The organism is Microbacterium maritypicum (assembly GCF_041529975.1).
In the GTDB taxonomy this organism is placed as follows: Bacteria; Actinomycetota; Actinomycetes; order Actinomycetales; family Microbacteriaceae; genus Microbacterium.
Window position 1 is genome coordinate 3,213,316 of sequence record NZ_CP168030.1, and the last position, 18,698, is coordinate 3,232,013.

18 protein-coding genes and 1 riboswitch are annotated in these 18,698 nt (G+C 68.6%); of the genes, 10 read left to right on the plus strand and 8 right to left on the minus strand.

Annotated elements, in window-relative coordinates:
• Window positions 1-17: 17 nt before the first annotated feature.
• A riboswitch (glycine riboswitch) is annotated at window positions 18-112 on the minus strand.
• A gap of 138 nt (window positions 113-250) precedes the next feature.
• Genes ACCO44_RS15550 through ACCO44_RS15570 form a run of 5 tightly spaced genes read right to left on the minus strand, consistent with a single transcriptional unit; the run spans window position 251 to window position 5,668 of the window.
• Window positions 251-1,120 carry an ABC transporter ATP-binding protein gene (locus tag ACCO44_RS15550; RefSeq protein ID WP_372467264.1) on the minus strand — a complete coding sequence of 290 codons (870 nt, stop codon included), beginning with the start codon at window positions 1,118-1,120 and terminating at the stop codon, window positions 251-253.
• A complete protein-coding gene (locus ACCO44_RS15555) occupies window positions 1,117-1,968 on the minus strand; it encodes an ABC transporter ATP-binding protein (protein ID WP_029262918.1) in 852 nt (283 codons plus the stop codon). The genes ACCO44_RS15550 and ACCO44_RS15555 overlap by 4 nt, the downstream gene beginning before the upstream one ends.
• Complete coding sequence (locus ACCO44_RS15560) at window positions 1,965-2,951, minus strand: ABC transporter permease (RefSeq protein ID WP_105709582.1); 987 nt, start codon at window positions 2,949-2,951, stop codon at window positions 1,965-1,967. The genes ACCO44_RS15555 and ACCO44_RS15560 overlap by 4 nt, the downstream gene beginning before the upstream one ends.
• The gene (locus tag ACCO44_RS15565) at window positions 2,944-3,939 is read right to left on the minus strand and encodes an ABC transporter permease (RefSeq protein WP_105709581.1); all 996 of its coding nucleotides are present in this window, start codon (window positions 3,937-3,939) and stop codon (window positions 2,944-2,946) included. The genes ACCO44_RS15560 and ACCO44_RS15565 overlap by 8 nt, the downstream gene beginning before the upstream one ends.
• Before the next feature lie 40 nt (window positions 3,940-3,979).
• On the minus strand, window positions 3,980-5,668 hold the full coding sequence (locus ACCO44_RS15570) for an ABC transporter substrate-binding protein (protein ID WP_105709580.1): 1,689 nt from the start codon (window positions 5,666-5,668) through the stop codon (window positions 3,980-3,982).
• Window positions 5,669-5,939: 271 nt separating this feature from the next.
• On the opposite strand from ACCO44_RS15570, the gene ACCO44_RS15575 reads away from it, so the two are divergent.
• From ACCO44_RS15575 to ACCO44_RS15605, 7 genes are read left to right on the plus strand one after another with little or no spacing between them, the layout of a single operon-like run.
• The gene (locus tag ACCO44_RS15575; RefSeq protein WP_372467266.1) at window positions 5,940-6,656 is read left to right on the plus strand and encodes an NUDIX domain-containing protein; all 717 of its coding nucleotides are present in this window, start codon (window positions 5,940-5,942) and stop codon (window positions 6,654-6,656) included.
• Entirely contained in the window at window positions 6,653-7,990 is a 1,338-nt protein-coding gene (gene nadA / locus ACCO44_RS15580) for a quinolinate synthase NadA (protein ID WP_372467267.1), read from the plus strand. The genes ACCO44_RS15575 and nadA overlap by 4 nt, the downstream gene beginning before the upstream one ends.
• Window positions 7,987-9,513 (plus strand): L-aspartate oxidase, encoded by a 1,527-nt coding sequence (gene nadB, locus ACCO44_RS15585; protein WP_372467269.1) that lies wholly within the window; start codon window positions 7,987-7,989, stop codon window positions 9,511-9,513. The genes nadA and nadB overlap by 4 nt, the downstream gene beginning before the upstream one ends.
• A complete protein-coding gene (gene nadC / locus ACCO44_RS15590; protein ID WP_372467270.1) occupies window positions 9,513-10,364 on the plus strand; it encodes a carboxylating nicotinate-nucleotide diphosphorylase in 852 nt (283 codons plus the stop codon). Before nadB ends, nadC begins: the two co-directional genes overlap by 1 nt.
• Window positions 10,365-10,368: 4 nt before the next feature.
• Window positions 10,369-11,505: a cysteine desulfurase family protein gene (locus ACCO44_RS15595; protein WP_372467272.1), complete on the plus strand. Its 1,137-nt coding sequence runs from the start codon at window positions 10,369-10,371 to the stop codon at window positions 11,503-11,505.
• A 22-nt stretch (window positions 11,506-11,527) separates the two neighbouring features.
• Window positions 11,528-12,475, plus strand: a complete 948-nt coding sequence (locus ACCO44_RS15600) for a glycosyltransferase family 2 protein (RefSeq protein WP_372467273.1) — start codon at window positions 11,528-11,530, stop codon at window positions 12,473-12,475.
• 35 nt (window positions 12,476-12,510) lie between these two features.
• Window positions 12,511-13,284, plus strand: coding sequence for an SDR family NAD(P)-dependent oxidoreductase (locus ACCO44_RS15605; RefSeq protein ID WP_372467274.1), 774 nt, complete (start codon window positions 12,511-12,513; stop codon window positions 13,282-13,284).
• A gap of 13 nt (window positions 13,285-13,297) precedes the next feature.
• Here the strand turns inward: ACCO44_RS15605 and ACCO44_RS15610 are convergent, their stop codons facing one another.
• Window positions 13,298-15,346, minus strand: a complete 2,049-nt coding sequence (locus tag ACCO44_RS15610; protein ID WP_029262929.1) for an ABC transporter ATP-binding protein — start codon at window positions 15,344-15,346, stop codon at window positions 13,298-13,300.
• A 167-nt stretch (window positions 15,347-15,513) separates the two neighbouring features.
• Between ACCO44_RS15610 and ACCO44_RS15615 the strand changes: the two genes are divergently transcribed.
• Entirely contained in the window at window positions 15,514-16,992 is a 1,479-nt protein-coding gene (locus ACCO44_RS15615; RefSeq protein ID WP_029262930.1) for an MDR family MFS transporter, read from the plus strand.
• A gap of 33 nt (window positions 16,993-17,025) precedes the next feature.
• On the opposite strand, the gene ACCO44_RS15620 is transcribed toward ACCO44_RS15615, so the two are convergent.
• Window positions 17,026-17,172, minus strand: coding sequence for a hypothetical protein (locus tag ACCO44_RS15620; protein WP_167381615.1), 147 nt, complete (start codon window positions 17,170-17,172; stop codon window positions 17,026-17,028).
• A gap of 95 nt (window positions 17,173-17,267) precedes the next feature.
• On the opposite strand from ACCO44_RS15620, the gene ACCO44_RS15625 reads away from it, so the two are divergent.
• A complete protein-coding gene (locus tag ACCO44_RS15625; protein WP_029262931.1) occupies window positions 17,268-17,861 on the plus strand; it encodes a 1-acyl-sn-glycerol-3-phosphate acyltransferase in 594 nt (197 codons plus the stop codon).
• Window positions 17,862-17,883: 22 nt separating this feature from the next.
• Here the strand turns inward: ACCO44_RS15625 and ACCO44_RS15630 are convergent, their stop codons facing one another.
• On the minus strand, window positions 17,884-18,090 hold the full coding sequence (locus tag ACCO44_RS15630) for a hypothetical protein (RefSeq protein WP_029262932.1): 207 nt from the start codon (window positions 18,088-18,090) through the stop codon (window positions 17,884-17,886).
• 69 nt (window positions 18,091-18,159) lie between these two features.
• On the opposite strand from ACCO44_RS15630, the gene ACCO44_RS15635 reads away from it, so the two are divergent.
• A complete protein-coding gene (locus ACCO44_RS15635) occupies window positions 18,160-18,687 on the plus strand; it encodes a DUF6328 family protein (RefSeq protein ID WP_029262933.1) in 528 nt (175 codons plus the stop codon).
• The last annotated feature ends 11 nt before the right edge of the window (window positions 18,688-18,698 follow it).

Here is an 18,698-nt window from a genome sequence, read left to right on the forward strand (position 1 = left end):
TCGCTTTTCAGAGTGGCCGGAACCGCGCGGTACGCGTACCTGAGAGATTGGCGGGGAGGCTTGCTCCTTCGGTGCCCGGCTGCGTTCGCCGGGGCTCTCCCGCGTGGTTCATTCGGCCTGTCTTCAATTGTGGGTTCAGTCTAGCCCGTCCGGTCCCTGGCGCCGGATTCCGGGGACGCGCGTTCGAATCGCGCGAATGGTCCCACTCGGGGCTCCGAGAGGGCCATTCGCGCGATTCGAAGCGAGGCTGTCAGTGCGCGATGCCGAGCTCGGCGCGCACCTCGTCGCGGAGGCGGCCGAGGTTGTCGGGCTCGGGTGCGGCGCCCAGGAGCGTCTTGGTGTACTCGTGCTGCGGGTTGAGGATGACCTCGTCCGCAGGCCCGCGCTCCACGACGTCGCCCTTGTAGAGCACCATGATCTCGTCCGAGAAGTGTCGGGCGGTGGCCAGGTCGTGGGTGATGTAGAGGACGCCGAGGTTCTCCTCGCGCTGTAGGTCCGCGAGGAGGTTCAGCACCCCGAGACGGATCGACACGTCCAGCATCGACACCGGCTCGTCCGCGACGATGAACCGCGCCCCGGGGGCCAGCGCCCGCGCGATCGCGACGCGCTGACGCTGTCCACCGGAGAGCTCGTGCGGGCGACGGTCGGCGTAGCTCTCCCCCGGAGTGAGTCGCACGCGCTCCAGCAGCTCCACGGCCCGCTCCCGCACCTCGCCACGAGACAGCTCCGGGTGGTGCAGGCGGATCGGCCGCTCGAGGTGATGCACGATCGTGTGGAAAGGGTTCAACGACGCGAACGGGTCCTGGAACACCATCTGCACATCGGCGCGGTAGCGTTCCAGCGCCCGGCCGCGGGTTCCGGACGGTTTCCCGTCCAGCAGGATCTCCCCGCTGGTGGGGGTCTCCAGCTTCATGAGCATCCGCGCGATGGTCGATTTCCCCGACCCCGACTCGCCGACCAGGGCGACCGTCTTGCCCGCCTCGATCGTGAAGGACACGTCTTTCACCGCGTGCAGGATGCTCGTCTTGAAGCCGGAGCGCAGGGGGAAGTCCTTCACCAGGTTCCGGGCCTCCAGCCGCGCCGGCTGAGCCGCGGTGGGTGCGGTCGGGTTCGCGCTCATCGGACGCCCTCCTGGCTGACACCGGTGCGGACGAAGTCGCCGCGTTCGCCCTTGAGCGACGGGAAGCTCGACAGCAGCCGTTTCGTGTACTCGTGCTGCGGGGTCCGGTAGATCTCCTCCGCCGTGCCCTCCTCGACGATCTGTCCCTGCAGCATGATCGCGATCCGGTCGCTGATCTCGATCAGCATCGGCAGGTCGTGGGTGATGAAGATCACCGCGAACCCGAGCTTCTCGCGCAGCCGCATGATCTCGCGGATGATCCCGCGCTGCACGACCACGTCGAGCGCGGTCGTCGGCTCGTCCATGATCATCACCTGCGGATCGAGGGCGAGGGCCATCGCGATCATCATCCGCTGCCGCATGCCGCCCGAGAGTTCGTGCGGGAAGCTCGTCAGGCGGTTCGGGTCGACGCCGACCAGGGTGAGCAGCTCTTCCGCCCGTGCGGTCTTCGCCTTCTTGCCCATACCGGGTCGATGCGTGTCGAAGATGTCGAAGATCTGCGCTTTGACCGAGATCACCGGGTTGAGCGAGTTCATCGCCCCCTGGAAGACCATCGAGATCTTGTCCCACCGGAACGCCCGGAGGCCCTCGCCGTCGAGACCCACGATGTCGATGTCATGACCGTCGCGGTCATGGAAGACGATCTCCCCCGCCGTCATCAGCGCCGGCGCCTTGAGGAGTCGGTTCATCCCATAGGCCAGGGTCGTCTTGCCGCAGCCGGACTCTCCCGCGAGACCCAGGATCTCGCCGCGGTTCAGCGTCAGCGACACATCGCGCACGGCTTTCACCGGCGGGTCGACCTCGTACTCGATCGACACGTTCCGCGCCGTCAGCACCGGCTCGCTCATGCGGTGACCCCCTTGGTCTTCGCGGCCTTGCGCACACGGCGCGCGGCGTCGGGCGCGTTGCGCAGCTTCGGGTTGATGACCTCGTCGATCGCGAAGTTGATCAGTGCGAGGCCGGCGCCGAGGATGGCGATCATGATGCCCGGCGGGACGAACCACCACCACGCTCCGCGGCCGAGCGCCTGGCCGGACTGCGCGTCGTTGAGGATGGTTCCCCAGGTGATCGAGTCCGTCGGCCCGAGCCCCAGATAGGAGAGCCCGGCCTCGCCGAGGATCGCGAAGATCAGAGCGAAGAGGAACTGCGCCGTGAGCAGCGGCAGGAGGTTCGGCATGATCTCGACCAGGATCACACGCAGCGACCGCTCGCCGGCCACCTTCGAGGCGTAGACGTAGTCGCGGGTGCGGAGGGAACGGGTCTGCAGGCGCAGGACGTAGGCGGCGCCGGCCCAGGAGGTGATGCCGAGGAAGATCGCGACCAGCTGCCAGGTGCGCTGCGGCACGAAGGAGGCGATCACCATGACCAGCGGCAAGGCGGGGATGACGATCATCACGTTGGTGATGAGGGCGAGTCCGTCTTCACGCCAGCCGCCCAGGTATCCGGCGAGGACACCGAAGACGAGCGACAGCACGATCGCGATCACGCTGGCGATCAACCCGACCATGAGCGATCCCTGCGCACCGATCGCGAGCTGGGCGAACATGTCGTTGCCGAGCTTCGTGGTGCCCAACCAGTGCTCCGCCGACGGCGGCTGCAGTGCAGGGTTCGCCGTGCTGCGCGGATTCTGCGTGAAGAACGGCGCGATGATCGCGAACAGCACGATCGCGAGCACGAGGAGCGAGCCGACGATGAACTTCGGCGATGTGCTCGGCAGGATGCGCCGCTTGCGGCCTCGGCTCTGAGTGGCGAGCGAGACGGTGCTGGCCGGCGCCGTCATGGGCGCGTCCTCGACGGTCAGGAGACCGGCGGTGTTCTGCGGATCAGACATTCTGGCGCGCCCTCGGGTCGATGAAGCCATAGACGAGGTCCATGATGAAGTTGGCGGCGAGCACCGTGATGGTGATCACCAGGAACAGGCCCTGCATGAGTGCATAGTCGTTGTTCGTGACGGCCTGGAACATCAGCTTGCCGATGCCGGGATACGTGAACACCTGCTCCATGACGATGGAGCCGGAGACGACGAAGCCCAGCGTGATCGAGAATCCGGCGATCGACGGGATCGCCGCGTTCCTCGCGGCGTAGGTCGTCATGATGCGGCGGTGCCGAAGACCCTTGGCCTCGGCGGTGAGGACGTAGTCCTCGGCGAGTGTGGCCACCATCATGTTGCGCATGCCGAACAACCAGCCGCCCACGGAGCTGATCACGATCGTGATCGCCGGGAGGAGCGAGTGCGCGAACGCGTCGGAGAAGAACGCCCAGGTGGGCTCAGGCCCGTCCGGGAAGTCGAACACGTCGTAGCCCCCGAAGATCGGGAACCAGCCGAGGCCGACCGCGAACACCGAGACCAGGATCAGCGCCAGCCAGAAGTACGGGATGGACTGCAGCACGGTGGTCGCAGGGATGACGTGGTCGACCCAGGTGCCCCGCTTCCATCCGGCCCACGCACCCAGCGCGACACCGAGGACGAAGGAGATGACGGTCGCGGTGCCGACCAGGACGAGTGTCCAGGGCAGCGCTCCGGCGATGAGCTCACTCACCGGCGTCGGGAACTTGGTGACCGAGATCCCGAGGTCGCCGCGGAACATGCGGCCCCAGTACGCGAGGTACTGGTCCCAGAGCGAGGAGTCGTCGCCACCGAGCAGGAGCTTGATGTTGCGGATCGTCGTCTCCGAGATCTCGCCGCCCGCCCGCTGCATCTTGGCGATCATGATGTCGGCGGGGTTCCCCGGCATGAGACGGGGAAGCAGGAAGTTGAGAGAGATCGCGGCCCACAGCGTGAACGCGTAGAACCCGATTCTTCGTGCATAGAACTTCATGTCACTCTTTCCTGACTTCCTGCTTCCCGTCTCCTTTCGACTACTTGGCCGGCTGCAGCTGCGTCAGGACGTAGCCTGCCGCGATCGCACCCCAGGACGGCGGGAAGGCGTAGAGGTCCTCCTCCGTCGGCCAACCCGTGAAGTCCTTCGTGTTGTAGAACGTCTGGGTCGCGTTGATCACCAGCGGGATGTAGGGCAGGTCGCGGACGATCTCGGTCTGGATCGTGCCGTACAGCTCCTTCTTCTCCGCCTCGTCATCGGTGCTGATCGCGGCCTGCACCGCAGCGTCGACCGTCGGGTTGTTGTACCGGCTGAAGTTCCAGCGACCCGCCGGGACCTCGGTGCCGACCGGGCTGGTCGACTGCACCGCGGTGCCGCCGAACCAGTCACGGTAGATCTGGAACGGGTCTGCCACCGACGTGCCGATCATGCCGCCGACGATGAGCTGGAACTCTCCACCCTGTCGGGAGTCGGAGAACTCCTGCCACTGCACGGTGGAGACGTTGATCTTGATGCCGGCCGCGGCCGCCTGCTCGGCGATCAGCTTGGCGGCGTCGTTGTAGTCCGTCCAGCCGTCGACCGAGGTGAGGGTGAGCTCGAGAGGCACGCCGCCCTTCGCATAGAAGTCGCCGTCCTTCGTGTAACCGGCGGCCTCGAGGATCGCACCCGCCTCTGCGACGTTCGCTTCCTGGGGGCTGACCTCGTTGGCGGGATCCGCGACCCACTTCTCGTCACGGGGCAGCAGAGCGTACGTCGGCGAGATGTCACCGGTGAGCCCGACGAACGCCTTGTCCTTGATGGTGGCGCGGTCGATCGCGACGTTGAGCGCCTGACGCACGGCGACGTCGGTCTGCGGACCGGTGCAGCCGAGCTCGGCGTTCGAGCAGGTGTACAGGACTGTGGGGTCCTGCGGGGTGTTGATCCAGTCGATCTTTCCGTTGCCGGTCACATCGTCCGGGTTCGGGATGAACATGCCGGTCCAGTCGAGCTCGCCGGCGGCGAGCAGGTCCTGCGCGGTCTGGTTGTTGTCGACCGCGATGTACTGGACCTTCTTGACACCGAGCTTGTCGGCGTCGCGGAAGTTCTCGTTCGCGACGATGGTGTAGGACTCGCTGGTCGTCTTCTCGACGACGTATGCGCCCGAACCGACGGGCTCCTCGTTGGTGAAGTTCGCGAAGTCCTTGACGTCCGCCCAGATGTGCTCGGGGAGGATGTAGGTCGAGCCGAGGCGCTGGAACTCCGTCGTGTACTGCGCGGACGAGTACGTCAGCACGACGGTGGTGTCGTCGGTGGCCTCGGCGGAGACCAGACCGTTGCCCTCGGGATTGTTCGCCTCGTACTTGAACGAGAACGCGACGTCCTTCGCGGTGAGGGGCTCCCCGTCGCTCCACTTGAGGTCGGGCTTGATGGCGATCGTGATCACCGTGCCGTCCTCGTTGTACTCGAAGGTGTCGCCGATCAGGCCGACGGGCTCGGTGTCAGCCGTCTTGTTGTAGAAGAACAGCGGCTCGTAGATGGGGCCGAGCGCGCCGTGGAGCACGGTGGGCGCGAACGGGTTGTAGTTCGCGGCGATCGGCGTCTGGCTGCCGGCCCAGACGCGAAGGGCGCGGTCGCTGTCGGCATTGCCGTCGTCGCCGCCGCCGGTGCCGCAGGCGGTGAGGCCCATGGCGAGGACGGATGCTCCGGCGATCGCGGTGAGCGCGATTCTGCGCTTTCCGTTTCGGATCATTTCTCTTGTTTCCTCTCGGTGCTGCACTGCAGGAGGGATCGCTCCGGATGGAGCGGAACCCCGACTGTGGGGTTCGTGGGCCCGGGGAGGTGGCCGATCGGCCTCTTCCCGGAGGGGGTTTGTTAGGACAGTAACCTAACAAACCCTGTGGCGGCGAACAACCCTCCTGGAACGCGCCAGATAACGTTTCGGCCTCGACGCGAGAAGGCGTCATGTGCGCGCACTAAGGGTCTCGATGACACTAAGATCGAATCCGGAGGTTAAGGTGTCTATGACTCGAAGCGGGGACATCCGGGTGGCCGTCTCGACGGTCATCCTGACGCTGCGGCGCACCGACGACGGACGCGCGGTCCTCGCGCTGCCCCTCGTCCTGCGCACCCGCGAGCCCTTCGCCGACCAGTGGGCGCTTCCCGGTGGCTGGCTCACCGCGACCGAGTCGCCCGTCGACGCCGCAGCTCGCACCCTCGCCGAGACGACGGGTCTCGCCCCCAGTTACCTGGAGCAGCTCTACGCCTTCGGCGCTGTCGACCGCTCCCCCACCCGAGTCGTCTCGATCGTGTACTGGGCGCTGCTGCGTCAAGACGACGTGACCGCGCAGATCTCCGCCCACCGGGCATCCGGTCATGCCCCCGAGAACGTCCGGTGGTTCGACATCGATCAGTTGCCGCAACTGGCCTTCGATCACGCCAAGATCGTCGAATACGCCCTCTGGCGCCTGCGCAACAAGGTCGGCTACAGCCGGGTCGCACAAGGCTTCCTGCCCGCCGAGTTCACGCTGGCGGAGCTGCGCGAGGCGTACGAATCGATCCTCGGGAAGAGCCTCGATCCCGCCAACTTCCGTCGTCAGGTGGAATCCGCGGGCAACCTGCTCCCCACCGACCGCTTCCGCACCGGGAGCCACCGTCCTGCACGTCTGTACCGCGACAACACCGATGTCGAGCTGGCCGACCGCGGCCCCCTCGGTCCCGAAGAAACGAGCACCCGATGAGCATCACCTTCGTCCCCGCGCCCGCCGTTCCGCCGCTGGACGCCTCGGTGGACCACGCCATCCAGGCGATCGTCGCCGGCACATCCACCGACCCGACCTGCGCCACCGACCTGGCCGCGGGGCCGTGGGACTTCGACTCCCGACCCGGATACGGACCCGGCTCCTCGATGGGTGACGTGATCCCCACGGGATCCCCACGGCAAGGTGAACTCCCCGTCGCATATCGGGAGGCGTCGGAGGACGAACTCGACGCACGCATCCGCGCGGCGAAGGCCACTCTCGGCGATCGGGTCGTGATCCTGGGCCACTTCTACCAGCGCGAAGAGGTAGTGCGGCACGCGGACTACGTCGGCGACTCCTTCCAACTCGCCACGGCAGCCAAAGGCAGAGCAGACGCCGAGGCGATCGTGTTCTGCGGCGTGCACTTCATGGCCGAGACCGCGGATCTGCTCTCGCAGCCCGAGCAGGCCGTGATCCTGCCGAACCTCGCCGCCGGATGCTCGATGGCCGACATGGCCGACATCGACCAGGTCGAGGAGTGCTGGGAGCAGCTGGCAGACGTCTTCGGCGATCTCGACGCCCCCGACGCGGACGGCCGCGTGCCCGTGATCCCCGTGACGTACATGAACTCCTCGGCGGCGATCAAGGGCTTCGTCGGACGCCACGGCGGGATCGTGTGCACTTCGTCCAACGCCCAGACCGTTCTCGAGTGGGCCTTCGAGCGCGGCCGGCGGGTGCTGTTCTTCCCCGACCAGCACCTGGGGCGTAACACCGCCAAGGCGATGGGCGTGCCGCTCGAGCAGATGCCGATGTGGAACCCGCGGCGAGCGCTCGGCGGCTCCTCGGCCGCTGAGCTCGTCGATTCCCGGGTGATCCTGTGGCACGGCTTCTGCTCCGTGCACCGGCGCTTCACCGTCGGGCAGATCGACCAGGCCCGCGCCGACCACCCCGGCGTGCGGGTGATCGTGCACCCGGAATGCCCGATGGAGGTGGTCGACGCGGCGGACGAGGCCGGCTCGACCGAGTACATCCGCCGAGCGATCGACTCCGCGACCGAGCCCACGACGTTCGCCATCGGAACCGAGATCAACCTCGTGCGCCGGCTCGCGGCGCAGTACCCGCAGCACGAGATCTTCTGTCTGGACCCGGTCGTCTGCCCCTGCTCGACGATGTACCGCATCCACCCCGGCTACCTGGCCTGGGTGCTGGAGGAGCTCGTCGCCGGTCGCACACCGAACAGGATCACGGTCACCGGCGACGTCGCCGAGCCCGCCCGAGTGGCGCTGGAGCGGATGCTCGCTGCGAAGCCCCCGGTGAGTGCGAGCACACGATGAACGTCCTGGTCGTCGGCTCGGGCATCGCCGGTCTCACGGCGGCACTCCACGCGCACGAGGCCGGACATGCGGTGACGCTCGTCACCAAGGGAGCGCCCGGGGACGGGTCGACCGGCCTCGCCCAGGGAGGCGTCGCGGGCATCTACGGGCCCGACGACTCGGCGCAGCAGCATGCCGCCGACACGATGGACGCCGGTGCCGGGCTCTCGGATCCCGCGGCTGTCGACGTGCTGGTGGCCGAGGGCGCCGAGCGGATCGCGGAGCTGATCGCCCGCGGCGTCGGGTTCGATCGGACGGCCGAGGGGGCGTTGCAGCTCGGACGCGAGGCGGCCCACCGCCATGCACGCATCGTGCACGCCGGCGGGGATGCCACGGGCGCGGCGATCTCCGCGGCACTGATCGCCGCCGTGCGACGCACGGAGATCTCCGTGGTCGAGCATGCTCTGCTCACCGAGTTGGTCGTGGCCGAGGGGGCCGTGCGTGGCATTCGTGTGCTGCGCGACGGGGACACCACCGAGCTCCACGCCGACGCGGTGATCCTCGCGACGGGCGGCGCGGGCCGCCTCTACGCGCACACGACCAACCCGACCGGCGCCACCGGTGACGGCATCGCCGTGGCCCTGCGCGCGGGCGCGGCTGTCGCCGACCTGGAGTTCGTGCAGTTCCATCCGACGATCCTGGCGTCGGGTCCGGCGTTCCTCATCTCGGAGGCCGTGCGCGGGGAAGGTGCGACCCTGCTCGACGACGCCGGTCGACGCTTCACGTTCGACAGTCACCCCGATGGTGAGCTGGCCCCTCGCGATGTGGTCTCCCGGGCCATCGCACGGCAGGCGTCCGCGCAGGGGCGGCCGGTGCGCTTGGACGCCACGATGCTCGGGGCCGAGACCCTCGCCGCGCGCTTCCCGACCATCGATCGGGTGACGAGGGAGCGTGGATTCGACTGGTCGCGCGAGCCGATCCCGGTGACCCCCGCCGCGCACTACCTGATGGGCGGTGTCGTCACCGATCTCGACGGCCGCACGACGCTACCGGGACTCTTCGCCGTCGGCGAGGTCGCCCGCACCGGCGTGCACGGGGCGAACCGTCTGGCGTCCAACTCCCTGCTCGAGGGGGCCGTCTTCGGCGCGAGGGCCGCTGCTGCGCTGACGATGCCCTGGCGTCTCGTGCCGGTGCCCGCACCCCCTGCCGCTGTCCGGCCGCCGATGGAGGACCGCGGATCGGATACGCCGGAATTCAGCCGCGCCGCGCTGCAGCAGCTGATGTGGGATGAGGTCGGGCTGCTCCGCACCCACGACGGCCTCGCACATGCACTGGCCATCGTGCGCGCGTGGACTGCATCTTCGTCGCGGCCGACCACGACCGTCGAGCACGAGGACGCGAACCTGCTGCTCCTCGCTGAAGCCACCGCCTCCGCCGCGCTGGAGCGCACCGTCTCGGTCGGCGCCCACCACCGAGTCGACGCCGCAGCCTCCGCGGACGCCGCGCCGTCCCGCCCCCGCTCATCGATCCTGGAGACCGTCTGATGCTCACCCGCTCCACCCTGACCCGCGTCGTCGGCGCAGCCCTCGAGGAGGACGCGCCGTGGGGCGACCTCACCAGCACGACGCTGCTTCCCGTCGAGGCGACAGCCACCGCCGACCTCGTCGCGCGCGAGGCAGGGGTGTTCAGCGGCGGTGAGGTCTTCACTGCCGCGTTCGCCCTCACCGATCCGACCCTGGTCGTCGATCTGCACGTCGGCGACGGCGACGACTTCACCGCGGGCGACGTCCTCGCCTCGGTCTCCGGATCGGCGCGCGGCATCCTCACCGCGGAACGCGTCGCCTTGAACTTCACCCAGCGGATGAGCGGCATCGCGACGCTCACCGCGTCCTACGTCGCGGCTGTCGACGACACCCGCGCGCGCATCGCCGACACGCGCAAGACGACCCCGGGCCTCCGTGCGTTCGAGCGGCACGCCGTCGAATCCGGCGGCGGCCGCAACCACCGGTACTCGCTGTCCGACGCCGTGATGGCCAAGGACAACCACCTCGCCGTGCTCACCCGTTCCGGCCTCGACCTCGCCTCGGCGCTGCGCGACGCTCTGTCCCGTCTGCCGCACACCACGCACGTCGTCGTCGAGGTCGACCGCCTCGACCAGATCCCTGCCGTCCTCGACGGTGGCGCCCACACCGTGCTGCTGGACAACTTCTCGCTCGACGATCTGCGCGAAGGTGTCGCCCTGATCGGCGACCGGGCCACGGTCGAAGCGTCGGGAGGGGTGAACCTCGACACCGTCGGTGACATCGCACGCACCGGCGTCGACGTGATCTCAGTGGGGGCGCTGACGCACTCCGCGCGCGCTCTCGACCTCGGCCTGGACCTGCGGATCGACTGAGCCCGTGCTGTACCTCGACCACGCCGCGACATCCCCGGTGCGACCGGAGGTGCTGGAGGCGATGCGCCCGTACCTGACGGGCGTGTTCGGCAACCCGTCCAGCCACCACACCGCGGGAGAGGCTGCGGCGAGCGCCCTCGACGAGGCCCGCGCCCGGGTCGCACGCGTCCTGGGGATGCGTGCCGGTGATGTCGTGTTCACCGCAGGCGGCACCGAGGCGAACAACCTCGCGGTCAAGGGCATCGTGCTCGCGGCGCTCGAGGCAGGGCGACGACACCTGGTGATCTCCCCGATCGAGCACGAATCGATCCTGGAGTCGGCCGAGTATCTGAAACGCTTCCACTCCGTCGACGTGACCCTGCTGCCGGTGGATACCGGCGGACGGATCTCTGCGGATGCCGTCACCGCGGCGATCCGCCCCGACACCGCGCTGGTCTCGGTGGGACACGCGAACAACGAGATCGGCACCGTTCAGGATGCAGCGGCGCTGTCGGCCGTCACCCGCGCCGCTCGCGTTCCGCTGCACCTCGACGCCGTGCAGTCGGCCGGATGGCTTCCCCTGCACGAGCTCGGTGCCGATGCAGTATCGATCGCCGGGCACAAGCTCGGCGCCCCCAAGGGGATCGGCGCACTCGCCGTGCGCGGACGTGTGCCCATCGAGCCTCTGCTGCACGGTGGCGGTCAGGAACGCGGGCGGCGCTCGGGCACCGAGAACGTCGCCGGGGCTGTGGCGCTCGCGACCGCGCTGGAGCTCGCGGAGCAGGAACGGGCGACCGTGACGGCGCGGGTGGGTTCGGCCACCGCGCGGTTCATCTCCCTCGTGCTGAACAGCGTTCCGGAAGCCGCGCTCACCGGCGACGCCGTGCGCCGTCTGCCCGGGACGGCGAGCTTCACGTTCGCCGGCACCAGTGGAGAGTCCGTGCTGCTGGAGCTGGAGCGCCGCGGGGTCATCTCCTCCAGTGGCTCGGCGTGCGCGGCCGGCAGCGACGAGCCTTCGCACGTGCTCCTCGCGTGCGGTGTTCCTGCCGAAGTGGCCCAGACATCCGTCCGGTTCACCTTCGGGCGGGAGGAGCTCCCTGAGGACGCACCCGAGCGGCTGGCTGCCCTCGTCGCGGAGTCCGTGCGTGCGGCGCGAGGCTGATGCACAGCCATAGACTCGGCTGGTGACCGCTGCCGCCCCGATCGTGACCGTGATCGTCCCCGGACGCGACATCGCCGCCTTCGCCCCCGCCGCACTCGACTCGCTGCGTGCACAGACCGAGTTGCGATGGCGCGCGATCCTCATCGACGACGGTTCGACCGACGACACCGGTGCGATCTTCGACGCGGCGGCCGCCGCCGACGACCGGTTCACGGCCATCCACCACGCCGCATCCCGCGGCCTCGGCGCCGCGCGCAACGTCGGCCTCGACCTCGTGGACACGCCCTATCTCGGGTTCCTCGACGGTGACGACGAGCTTCTGCCCCACGCGCTCGCGCGGATGACGGGCACACTCGAAGCGACCGGGAGCGACTTCGTGGCGGGCGCCTACGTGCGCTCACGCTCGCAGGGAGCAGCGTATGTCGCCGGGCGCGTGCAGCCCTGGGTGGCGGCGGCGACCTCGCCGGAGCGCCTCGGCACCGCACTCGCGGCACACCCGCGGGCGGTGTCGAACATCGTCGCCTGGTCCAAGGTGAGCCGCACCGAGTTCTGGCAGGATCTCCGCTTCCCCGAGAGGGTCGCGTACGAGGACCAGGTGGTCGCCCAGCTCATGTACACCCGGGCGCGGGCCTTCGATGTGATCCCCGATGTCGTCGTGCAGTGGCGGCTGCGTGCCGACGGCACCTCGATCACGCAGGGCAAGGCCCAGCTGCCTGTACTGAAGGACTACCTCGCTGCGCTGCGCGGCGGCATCCGTGTGCTGCACGAGGCGGGTGCCCGAGGCTCGGTAGTCGCGCGGCTCGAGCTCATCCTCGCCATGGACATGCCGTCCCTGCTCGACATCGCGAGCAGCCACCCCGACCCGGCATACGCCGCCGAGGTCGACGCCTTCATCGCAGAGCTGCGGGCACTCCCCGAGTTCGCCGATGCCTCCCCCGATCCCACCATCACCGCCGCACTCGCGTGGTGACGCCGCACAGCTGAACGAACGATCCGGATGACCGCATGAACGATTACCTCGCCTCCCTCTTCTCGCTCGAGGGCCGCACCGCGGTCGTCACCGGCGGCAGCTCCGGCATCGGCCGCGGCATCGCCACGGCACTCGCCCGGTCCGGTGCCGCCACGGTCGTCGTCGCGCGCGGCGAGGCCCGCATCGAGGAGACCGTCGAGGAACTCCGCGCGCACGGCTGCCGCGCGGCCGGAGTCGTCGGCGACCTCAGCACGCGGTCGGGCATCCGTGCCCTCGCGGAGGCCGCTGTCCAGCCGTTCGGGGAGCCCGACATCCTGGTGAACTCCGCGGGCATCAACATCCGTCCGCCGTTCGCGGAGATCACCGAAGACGACTGGGACGCGACGATGACCGTCAACGCCCTCGCGCCCTTCCTGCTCGGTCAGCGCTACGCGCAGGGCATGGCGGAGCGCGGCTACGGCAGGCTCATCCACATCAGCTCCCAGCAGGCGCATCGAGCTTTCGTCGGCAGTGGCGTCTACGGCGCCTCGAAGGGGGCGGTGGAGTCGCTGATGCGCTCCGAGGCCGAAGCATGGGGAGGGACCGGAGTGACCAGCAACACGCTGGTACCCGGGTTCGTGCTGACGCCGCTGAACGCCCGTCTGCAGCAGGACCCGGCGAAGATCGCCGAGCTGGCCGCCCGCACGATGATCGGCCGCAACGGGCTCCCGAGTGACTTCGCCGGCGCGGCCGTCTTCCTCGCTGGAGCCGGTTCGGGCTATGTCACCGGCCACTCCCTGTTCGTCGACGGTGGACTGTCGGTGCACTGACACCCGGAGCGGTTCAGGGTTCGGGCGGGTAAACCCGTTCGTCGGGGCGGGGCTCGGCGAGCAGCGGCACCGCCGCGGTGATGGCCGCGACGGCATCGGCGCCGGCGGAGTCCGCGGGTGCTCGATCTGCACGGCGGTCGGTGAGCGCGGCCCCGACTCCCCCGGTGACGGCCGCTTCGACCGCGGCCTCGGTGTCGAGCACGCGCGATGCGGCGACCTGCTGCGCGGCGAGCTCCGCATACAACCCACCCCGCGCGAGCAACTCGGAGTGGGTTCCCGACTCGACGATGCGCCCTGCCTCGAGCACGTGGATCACATCGGCACCCATCACGGTGGACAGGCGGTGCGCGATGGACAGCGTCGTGCGCCCCTTCGCCGCCTCGTCGAGCGCCTCCTGCACCACGCGCTCCGACACGGTGTCGAGGGCCGACGTCGCCTCATCCAGGAGAAGTACCGGCGGATCCTTCAGCAGCACGCGCGCGATCGCGATGCGCTGCTTCTCCCCGCCCGAGAGCCGGTACCCGCGCTCACCGACCACGGTGTCGTATCCCTGTTCGAACCCGGCGATGATGTGGTGGATGTTGGCCGCGGTGCACGCGGCGATCAGCTCCTGCTCTGTCGCATCCGGCTTGGCATAGCGGAGGTTCTCGCGGATCGTCGCGTGGAACAGGTAGGTCTCCTGCGACACGATGCCCACGTGGTCGATGATCGACTCCTGCGTGAGCGTGCGCACATCGGCGCCCGCGAAGAGCACCGAGCCGCCCTTGGCTTCGTACAGCCGCGGCGCGAGGTACAGGATCGTCGTCTTGCCCGCACCCGAGGGGCCGACGAACGCCACGTGCTGCCCGGGTTCGGCGACGAACGAGACGCCGTCCAGCGTCGGTCGGGCATCGGCCGAGGCGTCCGGGTAGCGGAAGAGCACATCGGCGAACTCGAGCCGCCCCTTGGGGCCCGGTGCCTCGTCGACGGTGATCGCATCCGGAGCGTCCTGGATCTCGGGCACCAGGTCGAGGTACTCGAAGATGCGGGCGAACAGCGCCGAAGATGTCTGCAGATCGAGCGAGACCCGCATCAGGCCCATCAGCGGCATGAGGAGCCGCGCCTGCACCGTGGTGAATGCGACGACGGTTCCCGCCGTGATCGCCCCGGTGCCCCCGGCGATGAGATAGCCCGAGACGAGGTAGATGACCGCCGGCACGCTGGCCATGAGCACCTGCACGACCGCGAAGAAGCCCTGACCACTCATGGCCCTGCGCACCTGAAGAACGACCTGGTTGCGGTTCTCGGCCTGATAGCGCTCCGACTCCGTGCGCTGACGGTTGAACGACTTCGAGAGCAGCATGCCCGAGACGCTCAGCGTCTCCTGCGTGATCGAGGTCAACTCCGACAGGGATTCCTGCGTCTCTCCCGCGATCCGCGCCCGCACCTGGCCCACCTTGCGCTGGACGAAGATGAGGAACGGCATCATGATCACGGCGATGAGGGTGAGGCGCCAGTCGATCAGGATCATCGCGACGAGCGAGGCGATGACGGTCACGACGTTGCCCAGGATGCTGGTGACGGTGTTGGTCAGCACGCCGGAGACGCCGCCCACGTCGTTCTGCAGCCGGGACTGGATCACTCCTGTCTTCGTCCGCGTGAAGAATCCGAGCTCCATGGCCTGGAGGTGCTCGAAGAGCTTCACCCGCAGGTCGCCGGTGACGCTGTTGCCCACGGTGGAGGTGAGCCAGGTCTGCGCCACACCGAGGACGGCGGAGAGCAGGAAGAGCCCGACCATCGCGGCGACGAGCCAGGCCAGCAGCTCGAGATGCGGCCCGCCGCCGGCGACCGGGAACAGCGCGTCATCGAAGATGCGCTGCACGATCAGAGGCGGGATGACGGCGATCGCCGCGCCGACGACCACGAGCACTCCCGTGAGGAAGATGCGCGCGCGGTAGGCACGGAACAGGGAGACGACCCGTGAACCGAGGCCGCTGATCCGCGGCGCCTCGGCATTCAGCTTCCGCTGCGTATCCTCATCGACCCCGCGGAAGCTCGCTCCTCCACCTCGTCCACCGCCCATGCTCATGGCGCCAGCGTACTCAGCCCCCGCGACATCGAGGCCGCCCGGATCTGCCGACAGCGGATTTCTGTGAGTTCGGAATGAAATGTCCGCACCCGCCGTTACGCTGAAGGACTCTTGCGAACTCTCGCGATATCTCCATTTCTTCTTCGCCCAGGAGGCCGCCCATGTCTGCCGTCGATACCGGCTCCATCTCGACGACCCCCGCACCGGCAGCGGGTGAGATCTCGCGCAAGGACATGCGCGTGATCTGGCTGCTGCTCGTCGCTGCGTTCGTCGCCATCCTCAACGAGACCACGATGGGGATCGCGATCCCGCATCTGAACGCCGATCTCGGCATCCCGCCCGAGCTCGGCCAGTGGCTCACCAGTGCCTTCATGCTGACGATGGCCGTCGTGATCCCGACCACCGGTTTCATCCTGCAGCGCTTCACCACGCGGCAGGTCTTCATCGCCGCGATGATCGCGTTCTCGCTCGGCACGCTCGTCGCGCTGGTCGCTCCCGGTTTCTCGATCCTGCTCGTGGGGCGCGTCATCCAGGCCGCCGGTACCGGCATCATGATGCCGCTGCTGATGACGACGATCATGAACGTCGTTCCGCCGCAGTCCCGAGGTCGGATGATGGGCCGCGTCGGCCTGGTCATCTCGCTCGCCCCGGCGATCGGACCCACCATCGCCGGTGCCGTGCTCGAGACACTGAACTGGCGCGCGCTCTTCGCGATCATCCTCCCGATCGCGCTCATCGCGCTCTTCATGGGCGTGAAGTGGATGACGAACCTCGGCGAGACCCGCGTCGTCCCGCTCGACGTCCTCTCGATCCCTCTCGCGGCGCTCGGCTTCGGCGGCATCGTGTTCGGCCTCAGCCAGTTCGGCGGCGAAGGCGGATCCGGCGAGACCACGGGCATCATCGCTCTGGTCGTCGGCGCGGTGTCGCTGGCGCTGTTCGTGTGGCGTCAGCTCATCCTGCAGCGTGTCGACGACGCACTGCTCGACCTGCGCGTCTTCCGCTCGAGCAACTTCACGTTCTCGGTGATCATCATGACGATCCTGGCGCTGTCGATGTTCGGAACGCTGACCCTGCTGCCGCAGTACCTGCAGAACGTCGCGGGGCTGAACGCCCTCGAGTCCGGCCTGATCCTGCTCCCCGGCTCGGTGCTGATGGGTCTGCTGGGTCCGGTCATGGGTCGCGTGTACGACGCGCGCGGCACGCGGCCGCTGCTGATCCCGGGCACGATCCTCGTGTCGGCGGCGCTGTTCTTCTACTCCACGGTCGGCGAGCACACCGTGTGGTGGGTGCTCATCATCGTGCAGGCGGCCATGTCCGTCGGACTGGCGATGTCGTTCACGCCCCTGTTCTCGGCCTCGCTCGGTTCGCTGCAGCGGTCGTTGTACTCACACGGTTCCGCTGTGCTGAACACGCTCCAGCAGGTCGGCGGCGCGGCCGGTGTCGCTCTGCTGACGGTCACCTACTCGGCGATCCTGCACGCCGGCGAGGGCGAAGGCCTGTCGCGAGCAGCGGCCGGAGCACCGGGCGCGCGCATGGCGTTCCTCATCGCCGCGATCATCTCGCTCGCCGCGGTGGCGCTCAGCCCGTTCGTCCGCAAGCCCGCCGACGACGCCGGCGAGGGCTTCCACGGCGGCCACTGACCCCGAGCGCTCGCACGCGACGGCGTCTGCCGACTACTCGGCCTTCGGGGCGGGGAAGTGGCAGACGCCGTTGCTGCAATAGCCGGCGGCATCGCCCTCGAGCAGGTCCAGGGCTCCCGGGAGCGGCTGCAGCCCGATGGGCGCTTCCTGCTGCACGGTGTCCTCCGGCGTCTTCTTCATCCCTCGATCGTACGCCTGCTCCGAGGCGGTGGCGCCGAAGCCGCACGCCGGGTGCGGACAGCGGCTCGACAGCCGTTCTCCCCTACGGTTGATCCATGCTCAAACGACTCCTCGCCCGCATGTTCTGGGCGTTCAGCAGATGGACGCTCACGAGCGAGGCAGCCCCCACACGCCCGACGGTGCTCGTCGGCGCCCCGCATACCAGCAACTGGGACTTCGTCCTCATGCTCGCGATCGCCTGGCGACTCGGCATCGACGTGCACTGGCTCGGGAAGAAGAGCCTCTTCCGCGGCTGGCGAGGTCCGCTCATGCGTGGTCTCGGCGGCATCCCCGTGGATCGCGCGGACCCGGCGCGTGTGGTGAACGATGTCGTCGGGCAGGTGCACGCCGGAACGGTCTTCGGGCTCGTGGTCACCCCGGACGGGACCCGTGGCGGCAACGAGTACTGGAAGTCGGGCTTCTACCGCATCGCACGCGAGACGGGGATGCCGGTCACACTCGGCTTCGTCGATCGCACGACGATGACCACGGGCCTCGGTCCCACGATCGACCTCACCGGAGACGTCGCCGCGGACATGGACCGGATCCGAGCGTTCTACGCCGACAAGGCCGGGGCCCGACCCGAGCGTCGCACCGAGCCGCGGCTTCGCGAGGAGCAGCCCGCCCCGGGAGCCGACGCCCGCGAGTGAATCTCCGCGGCTGCCGCGTGGATCAGCCCGCCTCCTCCTCGGCGTGCGCGCGGGCGTAGTCGAGGTCTTCCTCGGTCAAACCCTCCACCATTCCCACGACCGCTCCGGTGATGACGCGGATCTCCTCGCGGACGTCTTCGTCGAGGTGTGGAGAGTCGCCGTCGAGAACAGAGCGGCGTGCGTCCTCCGAGAGTTCGGACCACCAATCGCTGATGGGCGGGAGCGTCATGATGCCTTCTTTCGATCCGTCGGTGCAAGAGCCTGGACATCGTGCGAGCGGCGGCACGACACTGTGATCATGACATCGGATCCTCCGCGCAGCGACCACGAACTCGATGACCGCAGGGACGGACGTGACGAGACTGCGAACGAACGCGCGGACCGCAACTGGGAAGAGCTCCTGCAGGAGCTCCGCGTGATGCAGACGGGGACCCAGATCCTCACCGGGTTCCTCCTCGCCGTGGCATTCCAGCCGAGGTTCACCGAGATGGACGAATTCCAGCGTGACCTCTACGTCGTCCTCGTCGCCCTGGCCGCGATCGCGACCATCCTGGCGCTGGCTCCCGTGGGAATGCACCGCGCTCTGTTCGGACACCGCCGCAAACCCGAGCTCGTGCGGATCGCCGCCCGGATCGTCAGGATCGATCTGATCGTGATCGGAGCGCTGACGATCGGGGTCACGATGCTGATCGTCGACTTCACGGTCAACCGCACGGCCGGGCTCGTGGCGTTGATCTCGGCGCTCGTGCTGGTCGTCGCACTGTGGGCAGCGTTGCCGCGAATCATGCGCGGCCGACCCCGCGCCCCCGGAGCCGAGACGAACTGATCCCGATCCGA

Excerpts from the sequence above, each read along its gene's own strand:
- ACCO44_RS15630 (WP_029262932.1), bottom strand. The coding sequence starts at position 18,090 with ATGACGCTCCCGCCCATCAGCGATTGGTGGTCCGAACTCTCGGAGGAC.
- ACCO44_RS15605 (WP_372467274.1), top strand. The coding sequence starts at position 12,511 with ATGAACGATTACCTCGCCTCCCTCTTCTCGCTCGAGGGCCGCACCGCG.
- ACCO44_RS15560 (WP_105709582.1), bottom strand. The coding sequence starts at position 2,951 with ATGTCTGATCCGCAGAACACCGCCGGTCTCCTGACCGTCGAGGACGCG.
- ACCO44_RS15635 (WP_029262933.1), top strand. The coding sequence starts at position 18,160 with ATGACATCGGATCCTCCGCGCAGCGACCACGAACTCGATGACCGCAGG.
- nadA (WP_372467267.1), top strand. The coding sequence starts at position 6,653 with ATGAGCATCACCTTCGTCCCCGCGCCCGCCGTTCCGCCGCTGGACGCC.
- ACCO44_RS15625 (WP_029262931.1), top strand. The coding sequence starts at position 17,268 with ATGCTCAAACGACTCCTCGCCCGCATGTTCTGGGCGTTCAGCAGATGG.
- ACCO44_RS15565 (WP_105709581.1), bottom strand. The coding sequence starts at position 3,939 with ATGAAGTTCTATGCACGAAGAATCGGGTTCTACGCGTTCACGCTGTGG.
- ACCO44_RS15610 (WP_029262929.1), bottom strand. The coding sequence starts at position 15,346 with ATGGGCGGTGGACGAGGTGGAGGAGCGAGCTTCCGCGGGGTCGATGAG.
- nadB (WP_372467269.1), top strand. The coding sequence starts at position 7,987 with ATGAACGTCCTGGTCGTCGGCTCGGGCATCGCCGGTCTCACGGCGGCA.
- ACCO44_RS15615 (WP_029262930.1), top strand. The coding sequence starts at position 15,514 with ATGTCTGCCGTCGATACCGGCTCCATCTCGACGACCCCCGCACCGGCA.
- ACCO44_RS15620 (WP_167381615.1), bottom strand. The coding sequence starts at position 17,172 with ATGAAGAAGACGCCGGAGGACACCGTGCAGCAGGAAGCGCCCATCGGG.
- ACCO44_RS15575 (WP_372467266.1), top strand. The coding sequence starts at position 5,940 with ATGACTCGAAGCGGGGACATCCGGGTGGCCGTCTCGACGGTCATCCTG.
- nadC (WP_372467270.1), top strand. The coding sequence starts at position 9,513 with ATGCTCACCCGCTCCACCCTGACCCGCGTCGTCGGCGCAGCCCTCGAG.
- ACCO44_RS15570 (WP_105709580.1), bottom strand. The coding sequence starts at position 5,668 with ATGATCCGAAACGGAAAGCGCAGAATCGCGCTCACCGCGATCGCCGGA.
- ACCO44_RS15550 (WP_372467264.1), bottom strand. The coding sequence starts at position 1,120 with ATGAGCGCGAACCCGACCGCACCCACCGCGGCTCAGCCGGCGCGGCTG.
- ACCO44_RS15555 (WP_029262918.1), bottom strand. The coding sequence starts at position 1,968 with ATGAGCGAGCCGGTGCTGACGGCGCGGAACGTGTCGATCGAGTACGAG.